14 protein-coding genes and 1 pseudogene are annotated in these 16,819 nt (G+C 66.1%); 7 read left to right on the forward strand and 8 right to left on the reverse strand.

Annotated features, from left to right (window positions below):
- Position 1: 1 nt before the first annotated feature.
- Positions 2-3,766: a hydantoinase B/oxoprolinase family protein gene (locus ACOEQ1_RS01850; protein ID WP_419757530.1), complete on the reverse strand. Its 3,765-nt coding sequence runs from the start codon at positions 3,764-3,766 to the stop codon at positions 2-4.
- 123 nt (positions 3,767-3,889) lie between these two features.
- On the opposite strand from ACOEQ1_RS01850, the gene ACOEQ1_RS01855 reads away from it, so the two are divergent.
- From ACOEQ1_RS01855 to ACOEQ1_RS01870, 4 genes and pseudogenes are all read left to right on the forward strand, one after another.
- Positions 3,890-4,246, forward strand: a complete 357-nt coding sequence (locus ACOEQ1_RS01855; protein ID WP_419757531.1) for an ArsR/SmtB family transcription factor — start codon at positions 3,890-3,892, stop codon at positions 4,244-4,246.
- On the forward strand, positions 4,243-4,668 hold the full coding sequence (locus ACOEQ1_RS01860; RefSeq protein WP_419757532.1) for an ArsI/CadI family heavy metal resistance metalloenzyme: 426 nt from the start codon (positions 4,243-4,245) through the stop codon (positions 4,666-4,668). The genes ACOEQ1_RS01855 and ACOEQ1_RS01860 overlap by 4 nt, the downstream gene beginning before the upstream one ends.
- Positions 4,665-4,760 (forward strand): annotated as a pseudogene (locus tag ACOEQ1_RS01865) (arsenate reductase); the annotation flags it as partial. The gene ACOEQ1_RS01860 and the pseudogene ACOEQ1_RS01865, both read left to right, overlap by 4 nt.
- 44 nt (positions 4,761-4,804) lie before the next feature.
- A complete protein-coding gene (locus ACOEQ1_RS01870; RefSeq protein WP_419757533.1) occupies positions 4,805-5,986 on the forward strand; it encodes an MFS transporter in 1,182 nt (393 codons plus the stop codon).
- Positions 5,987-6,035: 49 nt separating this feature from the next.
- Here ACOEQ1_RS01870 and ACOEQ1_RS01875 read toward each other — a convergent pair whose 3' ends face one another.
- Positions 6,036-7,577 carry a peptide chain release factor 3 gene (locus ACOEQ1_RS01875; RefSeq protein WP_419757534.1) on the reverse strand — a complete coding sequence of 514 codons (1,542 nt, stop codon included), beginning with the start codon at positions 7,575-7,577 and terminating at the stop codon, positions 6,036-6,038.
- 110 nt (positions 7,578-7,687) lie between these two features.
- Between ACOEQ1_RS01875 and ACOEQ1_RS01880 the strand changes: the two genes are divergently transcribed.
- The 3 genes from ACOEQ1_RS01880 (at position 7,688) to ACOEQ1_RS01890 (ending at position 10,863) form a co-directional block, all read left to right on the forward strand.
- The gene (locus ACOEQ1_RS01880) at positions 7,688-8,428 is read left to right on the forward strand and encodes a dienelactone hydrolase family protein (protein WP_419757535.1); all 741 of its coding nucleotides are present in this window, start codon (positions 7,688-7,690) and stop codon (positions 8,426-8,428) included.
- A gap of 97 nt (positions 8,429-8,525) precedes the next feature.
- Positions 8,526-9,896, forward strand: a complete 1,371-nt coding sequence (locus ACOEQ1_RS01885) for a class I SAM-dependent methyltransferase (protein WP_419757536.1) — start codon at positions 8,526-8,528, stop codon at positions 9,894-9,896.
- Between the two features lie 76 nt (positions 9,897-9,972).
- On the forward strand, positions 9,973-10,863 hold the full coding sequence (locus tag ACOEQ1_RS01890) for an MBL fold metallo-hydrolase (protein ID WP_419757537.1): 891 nt from the start codon (positions 9,973-9,975) through the stop codon (positions 10,861-10,863).
- A gap of 35 nt (positions 10,864-10,898) precedes the next feature.
- Here ACOEQ1_RS01890 and ACOEQ1_RS01895 read toward each other — a convergent pair whose 3' ends face one another.
- From ACOEQ1_RS01895 to ACOEQ1_RS01920, 6 genes are all read right to left on the reverse strand, one after another.
- Positions 10,899-11,642 carry an SDR family NAD(P)-dependent oxidoreductase gene (locus ACOEQ1_RS01895; protein WP_419757538.1) on the reverse strand — a complete coding sequence of 248 codons (744 nt, stop codon included), beginning with the start codon at positions 11,640-11,642 and terminating at the stop codon, positions 10,899-10,901.
- A gap of 101 nt (positions 11,643-11,743) precedes the next feature.
- Entirely contained in the window at positions 11,744-12,037 is a 294-nt protein-coding gene (locus ACOEQ1_RS01900) for an ArsR/SmtB family transcription factor (RefSeq protein ID WP_419757539.1), read from the reverse strand.
- Positions 12,038-12,369: 332 nt separating this feature from the next.
- A complete protein-coding gene (locus ACOEQ1_RS01905) occupies positions 12,370-13,482 on the reverse strand; it encodes a Gfo/Idh/MocA family protein (RefSeq protein ID WP_419757540.1) in 1,113 nt (370 codons plus the stop codon).
- 236 nt (positions 13,483-13,718) lie between these two features.
- On the reverse strand, positions 13,719-14,654 hold the full coding sequence (locus ACOEQ1_RS01910; RefSeq protein ID WP_419757541.1) for a branched-chain amino acid ABC transporter permease: 936 nt from the start codon (positions 14,652-14,654) through the stop codon (positions 13,719-13,721).
- On the reverse strand, positions 14,655-15,542 hold the full coding sequence (locus tag ACOEQ1_RS01915; protein WP_419757542.1) for a branched-chain amino acid ABC transporter permease: 888 nt from the start codon (positions 15,540-15,542) through the stop codon (positions 14,655-14,657). It lies immediately after the preceding gene.
- Between the two features lie 5 nt (positions 15,543-15,547).
- On the reverse strand, positions 15,548-16,774 hold the full coding sequence (locus ACOEQ1_RS01920) for an ABC transporter substrate-binding protein (protein ID WP_419757543.1): 1,227 nt from the start codon (positions 16,772-16,774) through the stop codon (positions 15,548-15,550).
- Positions 16,775-16,819 lie beyond the last annotated feature (45 nt).

The raw sequence follows: 16,819 nt of genomic DNA on the forward strand, positions 1-16,819 counted from the left end.
CTCAGGCGTCAGGCCAAAGCGCCTTCGCCTCGGCCTCCGTGTAGTAGCCGCGCGTCACGTCCCGCGCGATCAATGTCGCTGGGCGCCGGCGCGGGTCGCCATAGCCGCCGCCGCCGGGCGTCATCACCTCCACCCGGTCGCCCGCCACGACGCGGATGTTCTGGTCCTTCGACAGGTGCTCGGGCGTATAGACCCCGCCGCCGCGATGCACCCGCACGATATTGCGCGCGCCATCGCCGCCGCCGAGCACGCCGGGCGGCCCGAAGCGGCCATGATCCATCACGAAGCTCGCCATCGCCTCACCGCGGAAGATTTCGACCTCGTAATGCACGCCGAAACCGCCTCGGTGCAGCCCGGCACCGCCTGACCCCTCGCGTAGGGCGAAGCGGCGGAAGAGCACCGGGAAGTACTGCTCCATGACCTCGACCGGCGCGGTCTTCGAGATGCCGATGGTGGAGCAGCCATTCGTCAGCCCGTCATGCAGGGCGTTGCCGCCATAGCCGCCGCCGGAGATTTGATACATCACGTAGCCCCGGCCGGTCTTCGGGTCGAAGCCGCCGAGCGCGAAATTGCCGGATGAGCCCGCGGGCGCCGCGGTGACCAGTTCGGGAATCGCCTGGACCAGCGCCAGGAAAACGGACTCCGCAATCCGTTGGGAGACCTCGGCCGCGCAACCCGAGACCGGGCGCGGATAGCGCGCGTCGAGGAACGTGCCCTCGGGCCGCGGCACATGCAGCGGGGCAAAGGCGCCCGCATTCAGCGGCACATCCGGAAACACATGCCGCACCGCCAGATAGACGGAGGAGAGCGTCGTCGCGAACACCGAGTTCATCGGGCCCCGGCAGGGCGCGCTCGACCGGCTGAAATCGAAAGTCAGCGCGCCCTCCGCCTTGGTCATCGTCAACGCGATCCGCAGCGGCTCGTTGACGACGCCATCAGAATCGACGAAGGCCTCGCTGTCATAGACGCCGTCGGGAACGCCCACGAGCTTGGCGCGCATGAGGTTCGCGGCGCGGCTCTTCATCTCCGCGATCACCTCTGTAACCGTGTCCATACCATAACGAACAAGCACATCACGCAACCGCCGCTCGCCGATCTTGAGTGCCGAGACCTGGGCGCGGATGTCGCCGATGCGTTGATCGGCCACCCGAATGTTCGAACTGATGATCGAGAGGATCTCGCGGTCCATCTCCCCACGCTTGAACAGTTTCACGGGCGGGAGGCGGAGGCCCTCCTGCTCGACCTCCGTTGCATGAGCCGAGAACCCGCCTGGCGTCATGCCGCCCGTATCCGGCCAATGGCCTGTATTCTGCAGCCAGCAGAGCAGGCGGCCCTCATGGAAGAACGGCATGGCAAAACGCACATCCATCAGATGCGTGCCGCCAAGGTATGGGTCGTTGACGATGTAGATGTCGCCGGGCTCGGGCGCGGCCACGGCGCCTTCACGGATGAGGCGGATGATCTCGCCGGTGGAATACTGCATGACCCCGACGAATACCGGTAGGCCAAGCTCGCCTTGCGCGATCAAGGCACCTGTTTCGGCATCGTAAATGCCATCCGACCGGTCGTCGGCTTCGGCGATGACCGGCGAGAAGGCCGCCCGCGAGAAGGCGAGATCCATCTCGTTGCAGACCTGCTGGAGCGCCGCCTCGATGACCGCGAGTGCCAACGGATCCGTGCTTCCATGAGCCCTAGGCAAAGAGGCGCGCGCGGTCGCTACCCGTAAATTGCCGACCTCATCCACGCGAACGGCGGCGCCGGGTTCGATGAAGGTCGTCGTGTCCTGCTGCTCGAGGATGGCCGGTCCTACAAACCGGGCGCCGAGCGGCACGGCATCGCGGTCGTAGATCGGACAATCAACCCACGCGCCGCCTCCCGCTTGACCCATGGCGAACACTGGCCGCGTGCCCGTCCGCGCGCTCTCCAGGCTGTCGGCGCGGGCGGCCGGGTCGAGCAGCGAGGCGACGGAGAAAGACGCGCGTCTGCCGGTGACGGAGGTGTTGAGGTTCACCAGCGTGGCGCGGATCTCCGGCATCCGGATCTGGAAGCGGGCGAAGTAGGCCTCCTCGAAAAGCGCCTGCAGCGCCTCCCGGGTGATGCGCGGGTCTGGGATCGCGACCCGGATGAGATGTGTCTGGCCGCGGAACTGCATGTCCGCCGAGTGAACGATCTCCGTCCGCTCGATCTCGTTTTGCTGAGCGGCGTTGATGGCGATGCCGCGCGCCACCTGCTCCGCCAGCACACGATGGACCTCGGCCATGTCGAGATTGTCGAGCGGCTGGTTCAGCGTGTTGACGAAGTCCTGCCGCAGATCGGCGACGAGACAACCGAGCGCGTTGGTGAGGCCGGGGCGGGCAGGGATGAGCACCTCGGGGATGCCGAGGTCGGCGGCGAGCGCGACGGCGTGCAGCGGCCCGGCGCCCCCAAACGCGAAGAGGGTGAGCGCGCGCGGGTCCCGTCCTCGCGACAGCGACACCATGCGGATCGCGCCCGCCATGTGCACGTTGCCGAGTGCGATGACGGCGGCAGCGGCGTCGTCGACGGAGAGGCCGAGCGGCGTTGCGAGCACCTCCTCGAAGATGGCGCGCACCTCGTCGACCGTCACGCGCTCGCGGGTGATGGAGAGCTTCGCCGGGTCGATGCGGCCGAGGATGAGGTTGGCGTCGGTGATGGTCGGCAGCCGTCCGCCGCGCCCGTAGCAGATGGGGCCGGGGGTCGAGCCGGCACTCTGCGGTCCCACGCGCAACATGCCGGCCGCGTCGAGCCAGGCGATGGAGCCGCCGCCGGCGCCGATTGTCCGCACATCGACCATCGGCACATGGATCGGCAGCCCGTAGTCGATGGTGAGTTCGGCCGAGACTTCCGGAAGGCCGCCGCTGATGAGCGCCACATCGCTCGATGTGCCGCCCATGTCGTAGGTCACGGCGTCGCCGACCCCGGATTGCGCCAGGGTCGCGGCGGCGGCGATGACGCCTGAGGCAGGCCCGGACATGACCGTCTTCGCTGCATTCCGGGCGGCGAGCTCAGCGGCGATGGTGCCGCCGTTGCCGTTCATCACCAGCAGGTCGTGGGCGAAGCCCTCCTGCCGCAACCCCTCGGTCAGACGCTCGAGGTAGCGGTCCAGCACCGGCTGCACGGCGGCGTTCACCGAGGCGGTCGTTCCGCGCTCATACTCGCGGTATTCGGACAGCAGCGCATGGCCAAGGGTGATGTAGCCGTTCGGCCAGATGTCTGCGGCGATGCGGCCCGCCGCCAGTTCATGCGCCGGGTTCGCGTAGGCGTGGAGGAAATGGATGACGAGCGCCTCGCATCCCGCATCCCGCAACTGAATAGCAGCGGCACGAACGGCGCCTTCATCGAGTGAAGTCACGACGGCACCGGAGGCATCCATCCGTTCCGGCACCTCGATGCGGAGGTCGCGCGGGATGAGGGGCTCGAAGACGCCGAACATTCCATAGGGGTTGGGGCGTGTGCGGCGGCCGATCTCCAGCGTATCCCGGAACCCCGCCGTGGTGATGAGGCCGACGCGGGCGACCTTCCGCTCGAGCACCGCATTGGTGGTGACGGTGGTGCCGTGGATGATGAGGTCGAGGTCGGCCGGGGTGGTGCCGGCGGCGCGGATGCCGGCGAGCACGCCTTCGGCCTGATTGGCCGTCGTGGTCGGGACCTTGGCGAAGCGCACGCGGCCGGAGGGGGCGCCCTCGTCGTGGAAGAGCACGTCGGTGAAGGTGCCGCCGACATCGATTCCAGCCAAGCGACGGGTCATCGGCCTCTCCGGATCGTTTGTATGCGAACGATTTAAGACGAGCGTTCTCGACGGGTAAAGCACAACGTGGCGCGATCAGCCGACGCATTGACAACGCCACCTCACTTCCATATTTCTAGAATTATGGAAAAGCAGGACGCCATCGCCGCTCTGGCTGCTCTGGCCCAGGAGTCGCGGCTCGATGTGTTCCGCCTCCTGGTGCAGGCGGGCGGGAACGGGCTCCCGGCCGGTCAAGTCGGAGAACGGCTTGGCCTGCCCTCTGCCACACTGTCCTTTCACCTGAACCAGCTTAAGCAGGCCGGTCTCATTAAGTTTCGGCGGGAAGGACGCTCGCTGATCTATATGGCGGAGTATGACGCCATGAACGCGCTGCTCGGCTACCTGACCGAGAACTGCTGTCAGGGCGATGCTGCGGGCTGCGGTGCCGGCACGTGCGATTCATCCACTCTCATCGACGGCAAAGAAGGACAACGGGCATGAAGCGCCTTCATGTTCACGTCGGGGTCAAAGATCTCTCCGACAGTGTGCGTTTCTACAGCGCCCTTTTTGGCGCCGAACCAGTCAAGCTGAAGTCTGACTACGCCAAGTGGATGCTTGACGATCCCCGCGTCAACTTTGCGATCTCAACCCGCGCCGAGAGAACCGGTGTCGATCACATGGGCATCCAGGTCGATGACGAGGAGGAACTGGCGACGCTGCGTGAGCGGATGTCGCAGGCGAACATCTCGACGCACAGCGACGGCGAGACGACCTGCTGTTATGCCCGTTCCGAGAAATCCTGGGTGGAAGACCCGAGCGGCGTCGCATGGGAGGCCTATCATACGATGGCTGACGCACAAGTTTATCACGGTGCCGGCGACGTTGCGGAGGCGCCCATGGCGTGCTGCAAGGCCACTGCGTGATCGCAACGATCTATCGCAGCACGGCCTGCGGCACTTCGCGCTACATCCTCGCTCTTATCCGCATCAGCGGCGAGGAACGACGCATCATCGATGAACGGGGCCTCGCCTAGCAGGCGAGATGGCCCGGATTAACCGGATGCGCAGCCGGGGCATTGTCATCAGCGGGCTGGGCATCGGGCAGATATTTGCCTGGGGATCGTCTTACTATCTTCCCGCGGTGCTCGCTCAACCCATCGTCGCTGGCACCGGCTGGCCGCTACCGTGGGTCATCGGCGGGCTCTCCCTTGGGCTGCTTGTGGCTGGGCTGGTGTCGCCCTGGATGGGCCGAACCATCGGCAAGCGTGGCGGCCGCCCTGTGCTCATGGCCAGCACGGTGTTGCTCGCTGCCGGGCTTTGCCTGCTGGCGCTGGCGCCTTCCATCCCCGTCTACTTCGCCGCGTGGAGCCTGATCGGGACGGGCATGGGAGCGGGGCTCTATGATCCGGCCTTTGCGACGCTCGGACGTCTCTATGGTGAAACGGCTCGGTCGGCTATTACCACGCTGACGCTTTTTGGCGGGTTCGCCAGCACCGTTTGCTGGCCGGTCTCCGCGTTCCTCGTGATCCATCTTGGCTGGCGCGGCACCTGTCTGGCTTATGCGGGCTTCCACTTAACGATATTGCTGCCTCTCTATTACGCGACGCTGCCGCGCGAAGCCGAGAGTGAACCGAACAGCGCCGTCACCGTGGCGTCGTCGAAAGACACAGCCGCCTCTGGTGTCGTCGGGAGACGCTTGCTGTTCGTCCTTGTCGCGACTGCCATAACGCTGAGCGCAATGATTTCGACGCTTCTCTCGGTCCACCTGCTCACGATCCTGCAATCGCGGGGCGTGAGCCTTGCGGCTGCGGTGGCACTCGGCGCGCTCGTGGGGCCATCTCAGGTTGGCGCTCGATCGATCGAATTCGTCATCGCGCGATACCATCACCCGATCTGGACCAAGCTTGTGGCCACTTTGCTGGTAGCGGTTGGCGTTGCGACCTTATGGGCTTCGCTGCCGCTCCTCGCCATGCCCCTGATCCTTTACGGAGCCGGCATCGGGCTTGAGTCGATCGCGCGGGGCACGCTCCCGCTTGTCCTGTTCGCAGGCCCGGGATATGCGGCGACGATGGGACGGCTGGCCATGCCAAGCCTCATAGCGCAGGCTGCGGCCCCCTCGATCGGTGCGGTGCTTCTGAACCTTTATGGCGTGGCCGGAACGCTTGCAGCGTTGACTGTTGTGGCTGCCGTCAACTTCGGCCTCACCTGCGTGATCTTCGCGCGGCTAGAGCGTCGCAGCTGACCCTAACGGAATGAAAGTTTTTTGGTTCTTTTTTGTAAAAAGAACAGCCTTATGCCGCTTCGGGGCGCACGTCCTTGATGTCGCGGAAGTGCAGGCTCGCATGACCCTCCACGGCACGGCGCATCATGAAGGCGGAGCTGGCGAGAAACACCGGATCGCCGTCCACGTCGTCGGCCATGGCGCTGCGTTGGGTGGCGATGAAGCTGGCGAGTGCCGTCTTGTCGCCTGAGACCCAGCGGGCCAGCGAATAGGGCGTCTGCTCGAAGGTGATCTGGGTGCCGTATTCCCCCGCGAGCCGCGCCGCCAGCACGTCGAGCTGCAGGGTGCCGACGACCCCCACGATGGGTGGGGCGCCGTCCTGCGGGCGGAACAGCTGCACGACGCCTTCCTCCGCCAGTTCCTGCAGCGCGGTGCGAAGCTTCTTCGCCTTCATGGCGTCGTTCAAATGCACGCGGCGGAGGATTTCCGGAGCAAAATACGGAACGCCGACGAAGTTCAGCGTCTCGTCGGAGGTTAACGTGTCGCCGATGCGAAGCGTGCCGTGGTTGGGGATGCCGACCACATCGCCGGCGAAGGCTTCCTCGGCGAGCGCGCGGTCGCGGGCGAAGAAGAACTGCGGCGCGTGGAGGGGAATGAGCTTCCCCGTCCGCACCTGTTTCAGCCGCATGCCGCGCACGAGCTTCCCCGAGCAGACCCGCGCGAAGGCGATCCGGTCGCGGTGGTTCGGGTCCATGTTCGCCTGGATCTTGAAGACGAGGGCAGTGAGGTCGGGCTCCGTCGCCTGCACGATGCGGGTGTCGGCGGGCTGCGCGCGTGGCTTCGGCCCGAATGACGCCAGCGCGTCCAGCAGGTCCGAGACGCCGATATCCTTTATGGCGCTGCCGAAGAAAGTGGGCGTCAGGTGGCCGGCCATGAAGCCCTCGACCTCGAACTCAGGGAGGGCAGCGCGGACGAGGTCGATCTCCTCCCCGAGCTGGATCATCCGCGGGTCCGATTGGCCGAGCGGCGCCGTCAGGTGGAAGTCCCGCGTGCGCAGGTCGTAGGTGCCGGCGAACTCTGCGGCGCGGCCGACCGGCCAGGTTACCGGGGCGGTGTCGAGCGCCAGCGTGCTCGCCACTTCGTCCAGCAGGTCGAAGGGGTCGCGGGCCTCGCGGTCCATCTTGTTGATGAAGGTGATGATGGGGATGTCCCGCAGCCGGCAGATCTCGAAGAGCTTGCGGGTCCGCTCCTCGATGCCCTTGGCGGCGTCGATGACCATGACGGCTGAATCGACGGCCGTCAGCGTGCGGTAGGTGTCCTCGGAGAAGTCCTCGTGGCCCGGCGTGTCGAGCAGGTTGAAGACGCAGCCGCCGTATTCGAAGGTCATGACCGAGGTGACGACGGAGATGCCGCGGTCGCGTTCGATGCCCATCCAGTCGGAGCGCGTGCGGCGGCGCTCGCCCTTGGCGCGGACGTTGCCGGCAAGCTGGATGGCGCCGCCGGCACGCAGCAGGCGCTCGGTGAGCGTGGTCTTGCCGGCGTCGGGGTGGGAGATGATGGCGAAGGTGCGCCTGCGGGCGATCTCGCTCGCGATGTCTTCGGAGGGGGTCATGGGGCGCGGGCTTAGCAAGAACGGCGCGGCAGAGGAACCATCGCCCCAACGCGGCTGGGATGATTGCGGCTGAGATGATAACCGGGAGCGCTTTCGCGAGGGAGCAGACGATGCGGCTGGAAGCGGATGGTTTCGCGGATCTGCCCATGGGCCAGGGCGTCATGCGGCTGCACCTGCTGCGGCCGGCAGTGGCAGGGCAATTCCCGGCGATCCTGCTCTATTCAGAGATCTACCAGGTGACGGCGCCTATCCGCCGCACCGCGGCGTTCCTCGCGGGCCACGGTTTCCTCGTCGGCGTGCCCGAGGTCTATCACGAGTATGAGCCGCCCGGCACGGTGCTCGCCTATGACACCGAGGGTACGGCGCGCGGCAACACGCTGAAGTTCGAGAAGCCGGTGCCATCGTACGACGCCGACTGCCGGGCGGCGCTGGACTATCTGCGGGATCATCCGGCCTCGACCGGCGATCTGGGTGCGTTCGGCATCTGCCTCGGCGGGCATCTCGCGTTCCGTGCCGCCTTGCAGCCGGACGTGAAGGCGACCGCCTGCTTCTACGCGACCGACCTGCATACCCACAGCCTCGGTGCCGGAGGCGCTGACGGCAGCCTCGACCGGGCGGGCGAGATCAAGGGCGCGCTGCTGATGGTGTTCGGGCGGCAGGACCCGCACGTGCCGCCGGAGGGCCGGGTGATGATCCGGGAGCGGCTGGAGGCGGCGAGCGTTGATTTCGAGTGGCATGAGGTCAATGCGGCGCACGCCTTTATGCGGGACGAGGGGCCGCGCCACGATCCGGAACTGGCCCGCTTTGGGTATGACTGCGCGCTGCGCCTGTTCCGCTCCAGGCTGCGGTAGCACTGCGTAGTTTCCGAGTCTGGCGCGTTCGTCTGGAGTCCGGTAGCACGAGATAGCCGTGGTCCGGAGCGGGCCCGACCCACCGAAAGCAAAATCATTGCAGCCAGCTGACGCCGCACAGGCGCCCGCCGCCGTCGCCGCGAGCGAGCCGCGCATCGCGCCCGGCCTCGCCGGGGTGCCCGAGACCATGCTCTGGTCGCTGCACAACCGCGCCTGCGAGGCCCGCCGGGACGACGCTATCCTGATCGACCCCCATAGCCTGACCATCCATGCTGCCATGCAGTACGACTTCGCGCGCCACTTCGGCGATCCCGGCGGTTCCCTCGCCGTGCGCGCCGCAGCGATCGACCGTGCGGTCCGCCTCTGGCTCGAAACGCACCCCGACGGGCTTGTCGTGTCCTTGGGTGAAGGGCTCGAGACCCAGGCTCAGCGGGTCGACAACGGACGCATGCGCTGGCTCTCCGTCGATCTGCCCGAGGCGATCCGGCTTCGCGAACGGTTCATCGCGCCCACCGGCCGTTTCCGCCATGTCGCCGCCAGCGCGCTCGACGCCGGCTGGATGGACGAGGTCGACGACACATCGGGCCTGTTCGTCGTGGCGCAGGGCCTGCTGATGTATCTGGACCCCGCAAGCGTCCGCCGCCTGCTTGCCGGCATCGCCGAGCGCTTCCCCGGCGTGGAACTGGTCTTCGATGTGGTGCCGCCCTGGTTCTCCCGCCTGACGGTCATCGGCTTTCAGCAGACGCCGCATTACCGGCTACCTGTGATGCCGTGGGGCATCGGGCGCGACGATATCGCCGCCACCTTGCGTGGCTGGCACTGGCGTTTTGCCGATTGCGTCTTCCTCGAATACGGCGCGCCACGCGGATGGCCGTTGTTGGTAAGCCGCCTGATGCACGAATTCCCAACAGCCCGACACGAACTTCCATGTCTGGTGCATGTCACGACGTTAACCGGTGATCGGAGCTTTCCTATGAACGTTGAAACCACTTCTCCTGCCAGCATCGGCGGCGTGCTCGCAGCCGCCACCCTCAACGCCAGCCGGAGCGGTGACCTCGCACTTGCCGCCAGCCAAGTCGTCGCCAAACGCGTGGCGCTCGGCGTCGCGGGCGCGCTCAACCCCGCCGAGGCCGACCACGCCGAGTTCGCCCGCATGGTGCCGGAGAAAATCGACGCGTTCTCTGCCGTGGGCGCGGTGTTGCGCCAGCAGACGGACCATGTCGCGCGCGCATTCACGCGCCTCGCCTCGGACGAGATGCAGGCCGCCGCGCAGGCGACGATCTCGTTGGCCGGCTGCACGACGCCCGGGGCTCTCGCCGCCGCACAGCGCGCCTGGATGGTGGGCTGGTTCGAGCGAGCCGCGGCCAACGTCGCCGCCATGGGCATGCTGACAGTGCAGGCACAGGAAGCGGCGATGGCGCCGCTCCATAGTCAGGTGGCAGCGAATGTGGATCGGCTGACGGTCTGAAACCGCGGCGCCCCCTGGTTCTTTCCGGCAAAAGAAATCAGACTTCTTCGGATCGATCGGGGGGAGCGCGGAGGTGATGAGAGACTGGTTCGTGGTGCGGCGGGTCACGCGCGACCTCTGGATGATCGCCGAACCCGGCCATGTGGTGAACTGGCTCTATGCGGGTTCGGACCGCGCCATCCTGGTCGACAGCGGCACAGGCATTGTGCCCATCGCGCCGGTGGTTGCCCGGCTGACCGATCGTCCGATAACCGTGGTGAACACCCACTACCACTTCGATCACGTCGGCGGGAACGCGGACTTTGCCGAGCGCCTGGCAGGCGTTCGTGGTGGCCCGCTTCTGGAACGCGCCGCTCCCCGTGACCTGTTGCGACGCTACCTCAAAGCTTTCCCGGCGATCGTTGCAGGCGCCCGTGCGCGCGTGGCGGCGGACCCGGATGCTTTCGCCCTCTCGCCCGAAACCGAGGTGCGTGATTTTCCGCCGGACTTCGACCCGGAGGCATGGCTACCCGGGCGGGTTCCGGCAACGGCGCTGCTGCGCGAGGGCGACGAGATCGGCCTTGGCGACCGCGCACTGCGGGTGATCGACACGCCCGGCCACAGCCCGGACGGCATCTGCCTCTTCGACGAGCGTTACGGCGTGCTGTTCACGGGCGACACGATCATGGAAGGCGCGCTCTACGCCCATTATGACGAATCATCGCTGCCCGACCTGCGAGCCTCGGCGGCTAAGCTGGCGGCGCTCGACGCTCCCGTCCATGCGATCTGCGCCGGGCACATTCCGCGCGCCGTTGCCGAGACATCGTTGATCGGGGAGACGGTCGAGGCTGTCGACCGCGTGTTGAACGGCGCCCCTCACACCCTGGCGCACGATGTCTTCGGCTACACGGTGCGCCAGACGCGGGTCGGCCGCGTCTGGGTTTATCATTCAGATGGCGCCGGGAGTTCCTTCGCGCTGCATGACTGACCGCCCCTCCTGAAGGGCGGCCGGCCAATCATCCCTCAGCGCGCGCCGCCGGCAGCGAGGATCGTCTCGCCGCTGATCCATCCGGCGTCGTCGGAGGCCAGGAACACGGCAACAGTGGCGATGTCGCGAGGCTGGCCCATACGCCCGAGCGGGGTCTGTGCGACAGCCTCATTGGCGAAGTCGCTTCCCATGAAGCCGGCCGTACCTTCTGTCTCCACCATCCCCGGGTTGATAGAGTTCACGCGGATCTTCCGGGACCCGAGCTCCTTCGCAAGCGTCGGGGTGATCACGTCGACGGCGCCTTTGGTCGCGCCATAGATCACGCTGCCGGGCACGGTGATGCGGGTGATCAGCGAGCTGACGTTGATCACGCTACCGCCAGCGGGCGGGAAGTGCTTCACAGCTGCCTGTGTCGTGAGGATCAGTCCGAGCACGTTGGTGTTGAACTGGCGGTGGAACTCCGCCTCCGTCACCTCTTCGAGCGGACCCATCGCATAGACGCCGGCGTTGTTGACCAGAATGTCGATCTTGCCGAAGGCCTTGACCGTCTCATCGACGATGCGGGTCACATCGGCGGACTGCGCCACGCTTCCCCCGACCGCCACAGCGCGCCCACCGGCTGCGGTGATGGCGGCCACGACCTTGTCCCCGCCTTCCTTGCTGGACGCGTAGTTCACGGCGACCGACGCACCCTCGGCTGCGAGAGCGGTGGCGATCGCGGCCCCAATACCCTTCGAGGCGCCGGTGACCAGCGCCACTTTTCCGTCAAGCTTGCCCATCTGTGAGCTCCTCTGTTGTGATGGTAAGACAATTAGACAATCATCGAATTAACGCAAGAGGAGACGGAGCGGTGGGCCAGCGTGCGGCGACTGGCAGCTCACTAGATTTCGGAGAGGCGCTCCAGATAGGCCGCGAGCACGGCGCGCTGGAGGATGAGCTTGGCGAACTTGCCCTCACGGACGATTTCGATGAGCCCGGCGTTCTCCAATTCCTTCATGTGGTGCGATATCGTCGCCGGGCTCACCTCATGCATCTGTTGCAGGCAGCTGCAGGGTGTCGGATCTGGCGAGCGGCCGATTTCCTTGAGAATCTGGTAGCGGCGCGGTTCCGCGAGCGCGCGGGCGATCAGCGCGATCTGCCGGTCGGAAAGCTGAACGGTGGTGAAGCTGCTCATGGACGATCCTATGGGGGCACTCCGCCGGTTGTTTCCCAGCAACGGCGATCAAAGTTCCGTTTTGCCGAGGGCAGCCGGTTCAAAGCGTTCGCGACCGCCCGGTCGGGAGCGATATCAGTATAAGCACCCGGATGACGTTGATACTAACACTGGAGCCGCTTCCTGCCACGCCTGCAGCGCGACAAGGTCGTTCAGCCTTTCGCGATAACCTTACAATGAGGCGGGGCAGGCGGCCTGCCTTGATCGGCGAGCCACCTTGGCAAGGCGCCATGGGTTCCGCGCCGCCCTCAATTCACCCGGAGCGACGCTAGACGCTCCGGTGCTGCACGCCATCAGGCCACCTCGCTGTAGCTGCTGGGCTCGGCGACCGGCGAACGGTGGCGGTGCGCCAGAAGGATCGAGCGGCAGAGCGCCACGTCATGCAGCGCATCGGCGACCGTCGTGCGCGGCTTGACGCCCTTGGTCATGCCATCATGAAAGTGGACAAGTTGCTCCTTGAAGCCCGCATGAAATGACAGCGTCTCGCTGATGCTTCTGGATTGCGCCGAGCCCATCGTGCCGCTCTCTTCCGTCAGCAGGGCGGGCGCGTTTCGCAGATAGGGCGAGGGAAAGGCAAGGCTCAGCCGCCGCCCGGGCGCGAAAAACGCGAATTCCATTTCGTAGCGGGCGATCCCGGGCAGGTCGATCCAGTTGATGACGGCGCGGGTCTCGCCGAAGCGCAGGGCGATATTGGCACCGTGCTTTCCGAGGTCCGCGAATTCGACGCGATCGGGTTCGCCGAGCAACGCGCGGAGACCGTTCAACTCGTGCACAAGGCTGTCGAGCAGCATGGCGTGGTATATGCGCTGCGAGGTCTTGTCATCACCGACGGCCGATTGCAGCCGCAACTCGGTATCCGCGCGCAAAGCGGCGAGAACGGCCGGCTCAGGCGGGGCTCCGGTCTCCAGCGGGAGATGCGCGACGTAGGGTTCGAAGGGAGACTCGAAGGTCGTGACGCGGACCAGCCGCAGATCGTCTAGCCCGCGCACGCGCTCCTGCAGCGCCTCGAATGCCGGATCATAACGCTTGTTGTAGCCGACGAACATGACAACGCCGCTCGCCTTCTCGGCCGCGATCATGGTCAGCCCTTCGCTCCGTGAGAAACACAGCGGCTTCTCGACGAACACATGCTTGCCGGCGTGAGCCGCCGCAACCGCCATCTCGGCGTGGCTGCCGGAGGTGAGGATCATCACCGCGTCGACATCCGCGGCGATCAGTGCCCGCCAATCCTGAAGGACGACCGGCACCCCGTAGCGGCGGCCGCATGCGACGCCGACCTCCGCCGAGAGGTCGCAAAGAGCCACCATCTCGAAGCGGTCCCGCAGCTCCGACAGGAAATGCATGTGCATGACCTGAGCGATGACGCCGCATCCGATCAGGCCAATTCGTATGCGGACATGCGCCAAGCGGAGGCTCCGAATGCTGTTGACGCCGCGCGAGCCTGATCATGGATTAGTTTTGGTTGATCTGCCGACGGTTTCACACTCGAGATACAAAGGTCAAGGACATTTCGCTTTCGAATATGCCTGAGCGAAGGTTGTCGAACCGGCAACCGAAGGTTGATCTGACACCGCGATGCCCGGCATTCCGCATTGGCAAACGGAGTTCGGGGTGTTGGTGGCGAGGCCGGCGGCCCGACCGCCTAGAGCGGCGCCTTCAGGCGATAGGCCAGCTCGCCGACAATGCCGCGGCGGAAGACCAGGACGCAGACGACGAAGATCGCGCCCTGGATCACCACGACCCAGGCGCCGAACGGCGCCAGATAATACTGCATGGCGACGACGATGAGGGCGCCGACGATCGGCCCGAAGATCGTGCCGATCCCGCCCAGCAGGACCATGAGCACGACGAGGCCCGAGGTGCTCGCGCCAACGTCGGACAGTGTCACGATCCCCATGACCATGGCCTTGGTGGCGCCGGCGACGCCCGCCAGCAGGGCTGCCAGCACGAAGATGATCTGCTTGTAGGTCTCGCTGCGGTAGCCGAGGGAGATCGTCCGCGGCTCGTTGTCCCGTACGGCCTTGACCACCTGCCCGAACGGCGAGTGGACGATGCGGTGGATGAAGAGAACGCCGGCGAGGAAGATGACCGCGACCAGCGCATACATCGCCCGGTCTTTGGCGAGGGGCAGGTGCCCGAACAGGGCGCCGCGCGGGATGCCCTGGATGCCGTTCTCGCCGCCGGTGAAGCCGGTGGCCTGCACCGCCGCGAAGTAGACGATCTGGGCCAAGGCGAGCGTTATCATCGCGAAGTAGATGTCCTGCCGCCGGATCGCCAGCCAGCCGAAGGCCGCGCCGAGCAGTGCGCCCGCGAGGCCGCCGGCGACGATGCCGATCTCGGGCGTGAGGCCGGTCGTCTGCACCAGGTAGCCTGCGACGTAGCCGCCAAGGCCGAAATATGCGGCCTGGCCGAGGGATAGCAGCCCCACCGACCCCATGAGCAGGTTCGTGCCCATGGCGAAGAGCGCGTAGCACATCACCTCCATGACCACGATCGGGTAGAGGAGGAACGGGGCCGCGATCACCACCAGCACGAGGATGACGAAGCCGGCGGATTGGGCGCGCGACAGACCGAACATTCAGGCGATCTTGCCGAAGAGGCCAGCCGGGCGGGCGATGAGCACGATCGCCATGACGACGAAAACAACGACCGCCGAGCCCGGTGGATAGAAGACATCGGTGAAGCCCTCGATGATGCCGAGGCCGAAGCCGGTCAGGATGGCGCCGCCGATCGAGCCCATGCCGCCGATCACGACGACGGCGAAGACGGTGTCGATGAGGTCGGACCCCATGCCCGGGTTCACCGAGTAGAGCGGTGCGGCGAGGACGCCCGCGAGGGCCGCGAGCGCCACGCCGCCGCCGAACGTCAGTGCGATGAGGCGCGGCACGTTGACGCCGAAAGCCTGCACAAGGGCGGGGTTCTCGGTCGCGGCACGCAGCAGTGCCCCGAGCCGGGTCTTCTCGATGACGAACCAGGTGCCGCCGCAGACGATGATCGCGGCGAAGACGACGAAGCCGCGATAGACCGGGAGATACATGAAGCCGAGGTTGACCACACGCTGGAGGCCCGCCGGCGGATCGTAGCTCACCCCCGAGACGCCGAAGTAGTTGGTCGCCAGGCCCTCCAGCAACAGCGCGATGCCGAAGGTCAGCAGCAGGCCATAGAGGATGTCGAGCTTGTAGATGCGCCGGATGACGAAGCGCTCCAGCACGATGCCGAAGATGCCGACGATCAGGGGCGCGCAGACGAGGGCGCCCCAGTAGCCGATCCCGGCATAGGTAAATAGCGCCCAGGTCACGAAGGCGCCCACCATGAACATCGCGCCATGGGCGAAGTTGATGATCCGGAGGAGCCCGAAGATGATCGCCAGCCCCATCGACAGCATGGCGTAGAAGGAGCCGTTGATGATCCCCAGCAGGAGCTGCCCGAAGAGCAGCGGCAGGGGCTTGCCGAAGATCATCACCATGCCGTTCAGGCCTTCACGAGGGGGCAGCCTTCGGTCGCGACCGGCGCGAAGGTCTGAACTGCCGGCGTCGTGTGCAACAGGTCGTAGTAGTCCCAGGGGATGGAGCTCTCGCCCGGCTTCTTCACCCGGAACAGGAAGGAGGGGCACATGAACCGCCCATCCTCGCGGATGTAGCATTGGCCGAAGGCATCGTCGCTGGTCGGCATTCTCTTCATCTGCGCGACCACGCTCGCGCCGCTCGCCGCCGCCGGCACGCCGATAACGTCGACCGCCTTGAGGAAATGCAGCGTGCCGCTGTAGCAGCCCGCCTGCGCCATGGAAGGGTAGTTGGTCGGCGTCTTCGGCAGCACCCGCTTGGTGAAGGCGCGGGTATGGTCGTTCATGTTCCAGTAGAAGCTCTCGGTCAGCACGAGGCCCTCGGCGATCTCCAGCCCCATGCCGTGCACATCGTTGATGTAGATCAGCAGCCCGGCGATCTTCATGCCGCTCTGGGTAATGCCGAACTGGTGCGCCTGCTTGATGGAGTTGACGGTGTCCTTGCCCGCGTTGGCGAGGCCGAGCACCTGCGCGCCAGAGGACTGCGCCTGCAGCAGGAACGAGGAGAAGTCGGTCGTTTGCGGGAAGGGGTAGGCCACGTCGCCGACGACGGTGCCGCCCGCCGCCTTGACGACGGCGGAAGTCTGGTCGCGCAGCAACTGGCCGAAGGCATAGTTGGCGGTGATGAAGAACCAGCTCTTGCCGCCGTTGGCGACCATGGCGCCGCCCGTCGAGTGCGACAACATATAAGTGTCGTAGGTCCAGTGGACGGTTTGGGCGTTGCAGCGCTTGCCGGTGAGGAGGGAACTGGCCGAGTTCGAGTTGATGTAGGTCTTGTTCTTCTCGGCGGCGACGCTCGCGATGGCGAGGCCGACGGCCGAGTTCGGCACGTCGATGAGCATGTCGACGCCATTGTCGAACCACTGCCGGGCCAGCCCCGCGCCGACATCCGGCTTGTTCTGATGGTCGCCCTGGATGACGCGGATATCATAGCCCTTGGCAGCGGCGCCGAAATCCTCGATTGCCTGATGCACGCAGGCGACCGAGGTCTTGCCGCCGATGTCGCTGTAGACTCCCGAGAAGTCGCTGCAGACCCCGATGGTCAGCGTCTTGCTGCCGGCGGCGCGGGCGCGCAGGCCGGGCCATAGCGCGGCGGTGCCCGCGAGGGCCGTGCCGAGCGTCGCCCTTCTTGTCATTTGCCTCGTAATGGGTCCTGTGTTCGTCATCGTCCGTCCCCTTTG

It is taken from the genome of Acidisoma sp., from assembly GCF_965199065.1.
Taxonomy (GTDB): Bacteria; Pseudomonadota; Alphaproteobacteria; order Acetobacterales; family Acetobacteraceae; genus Acidisoma.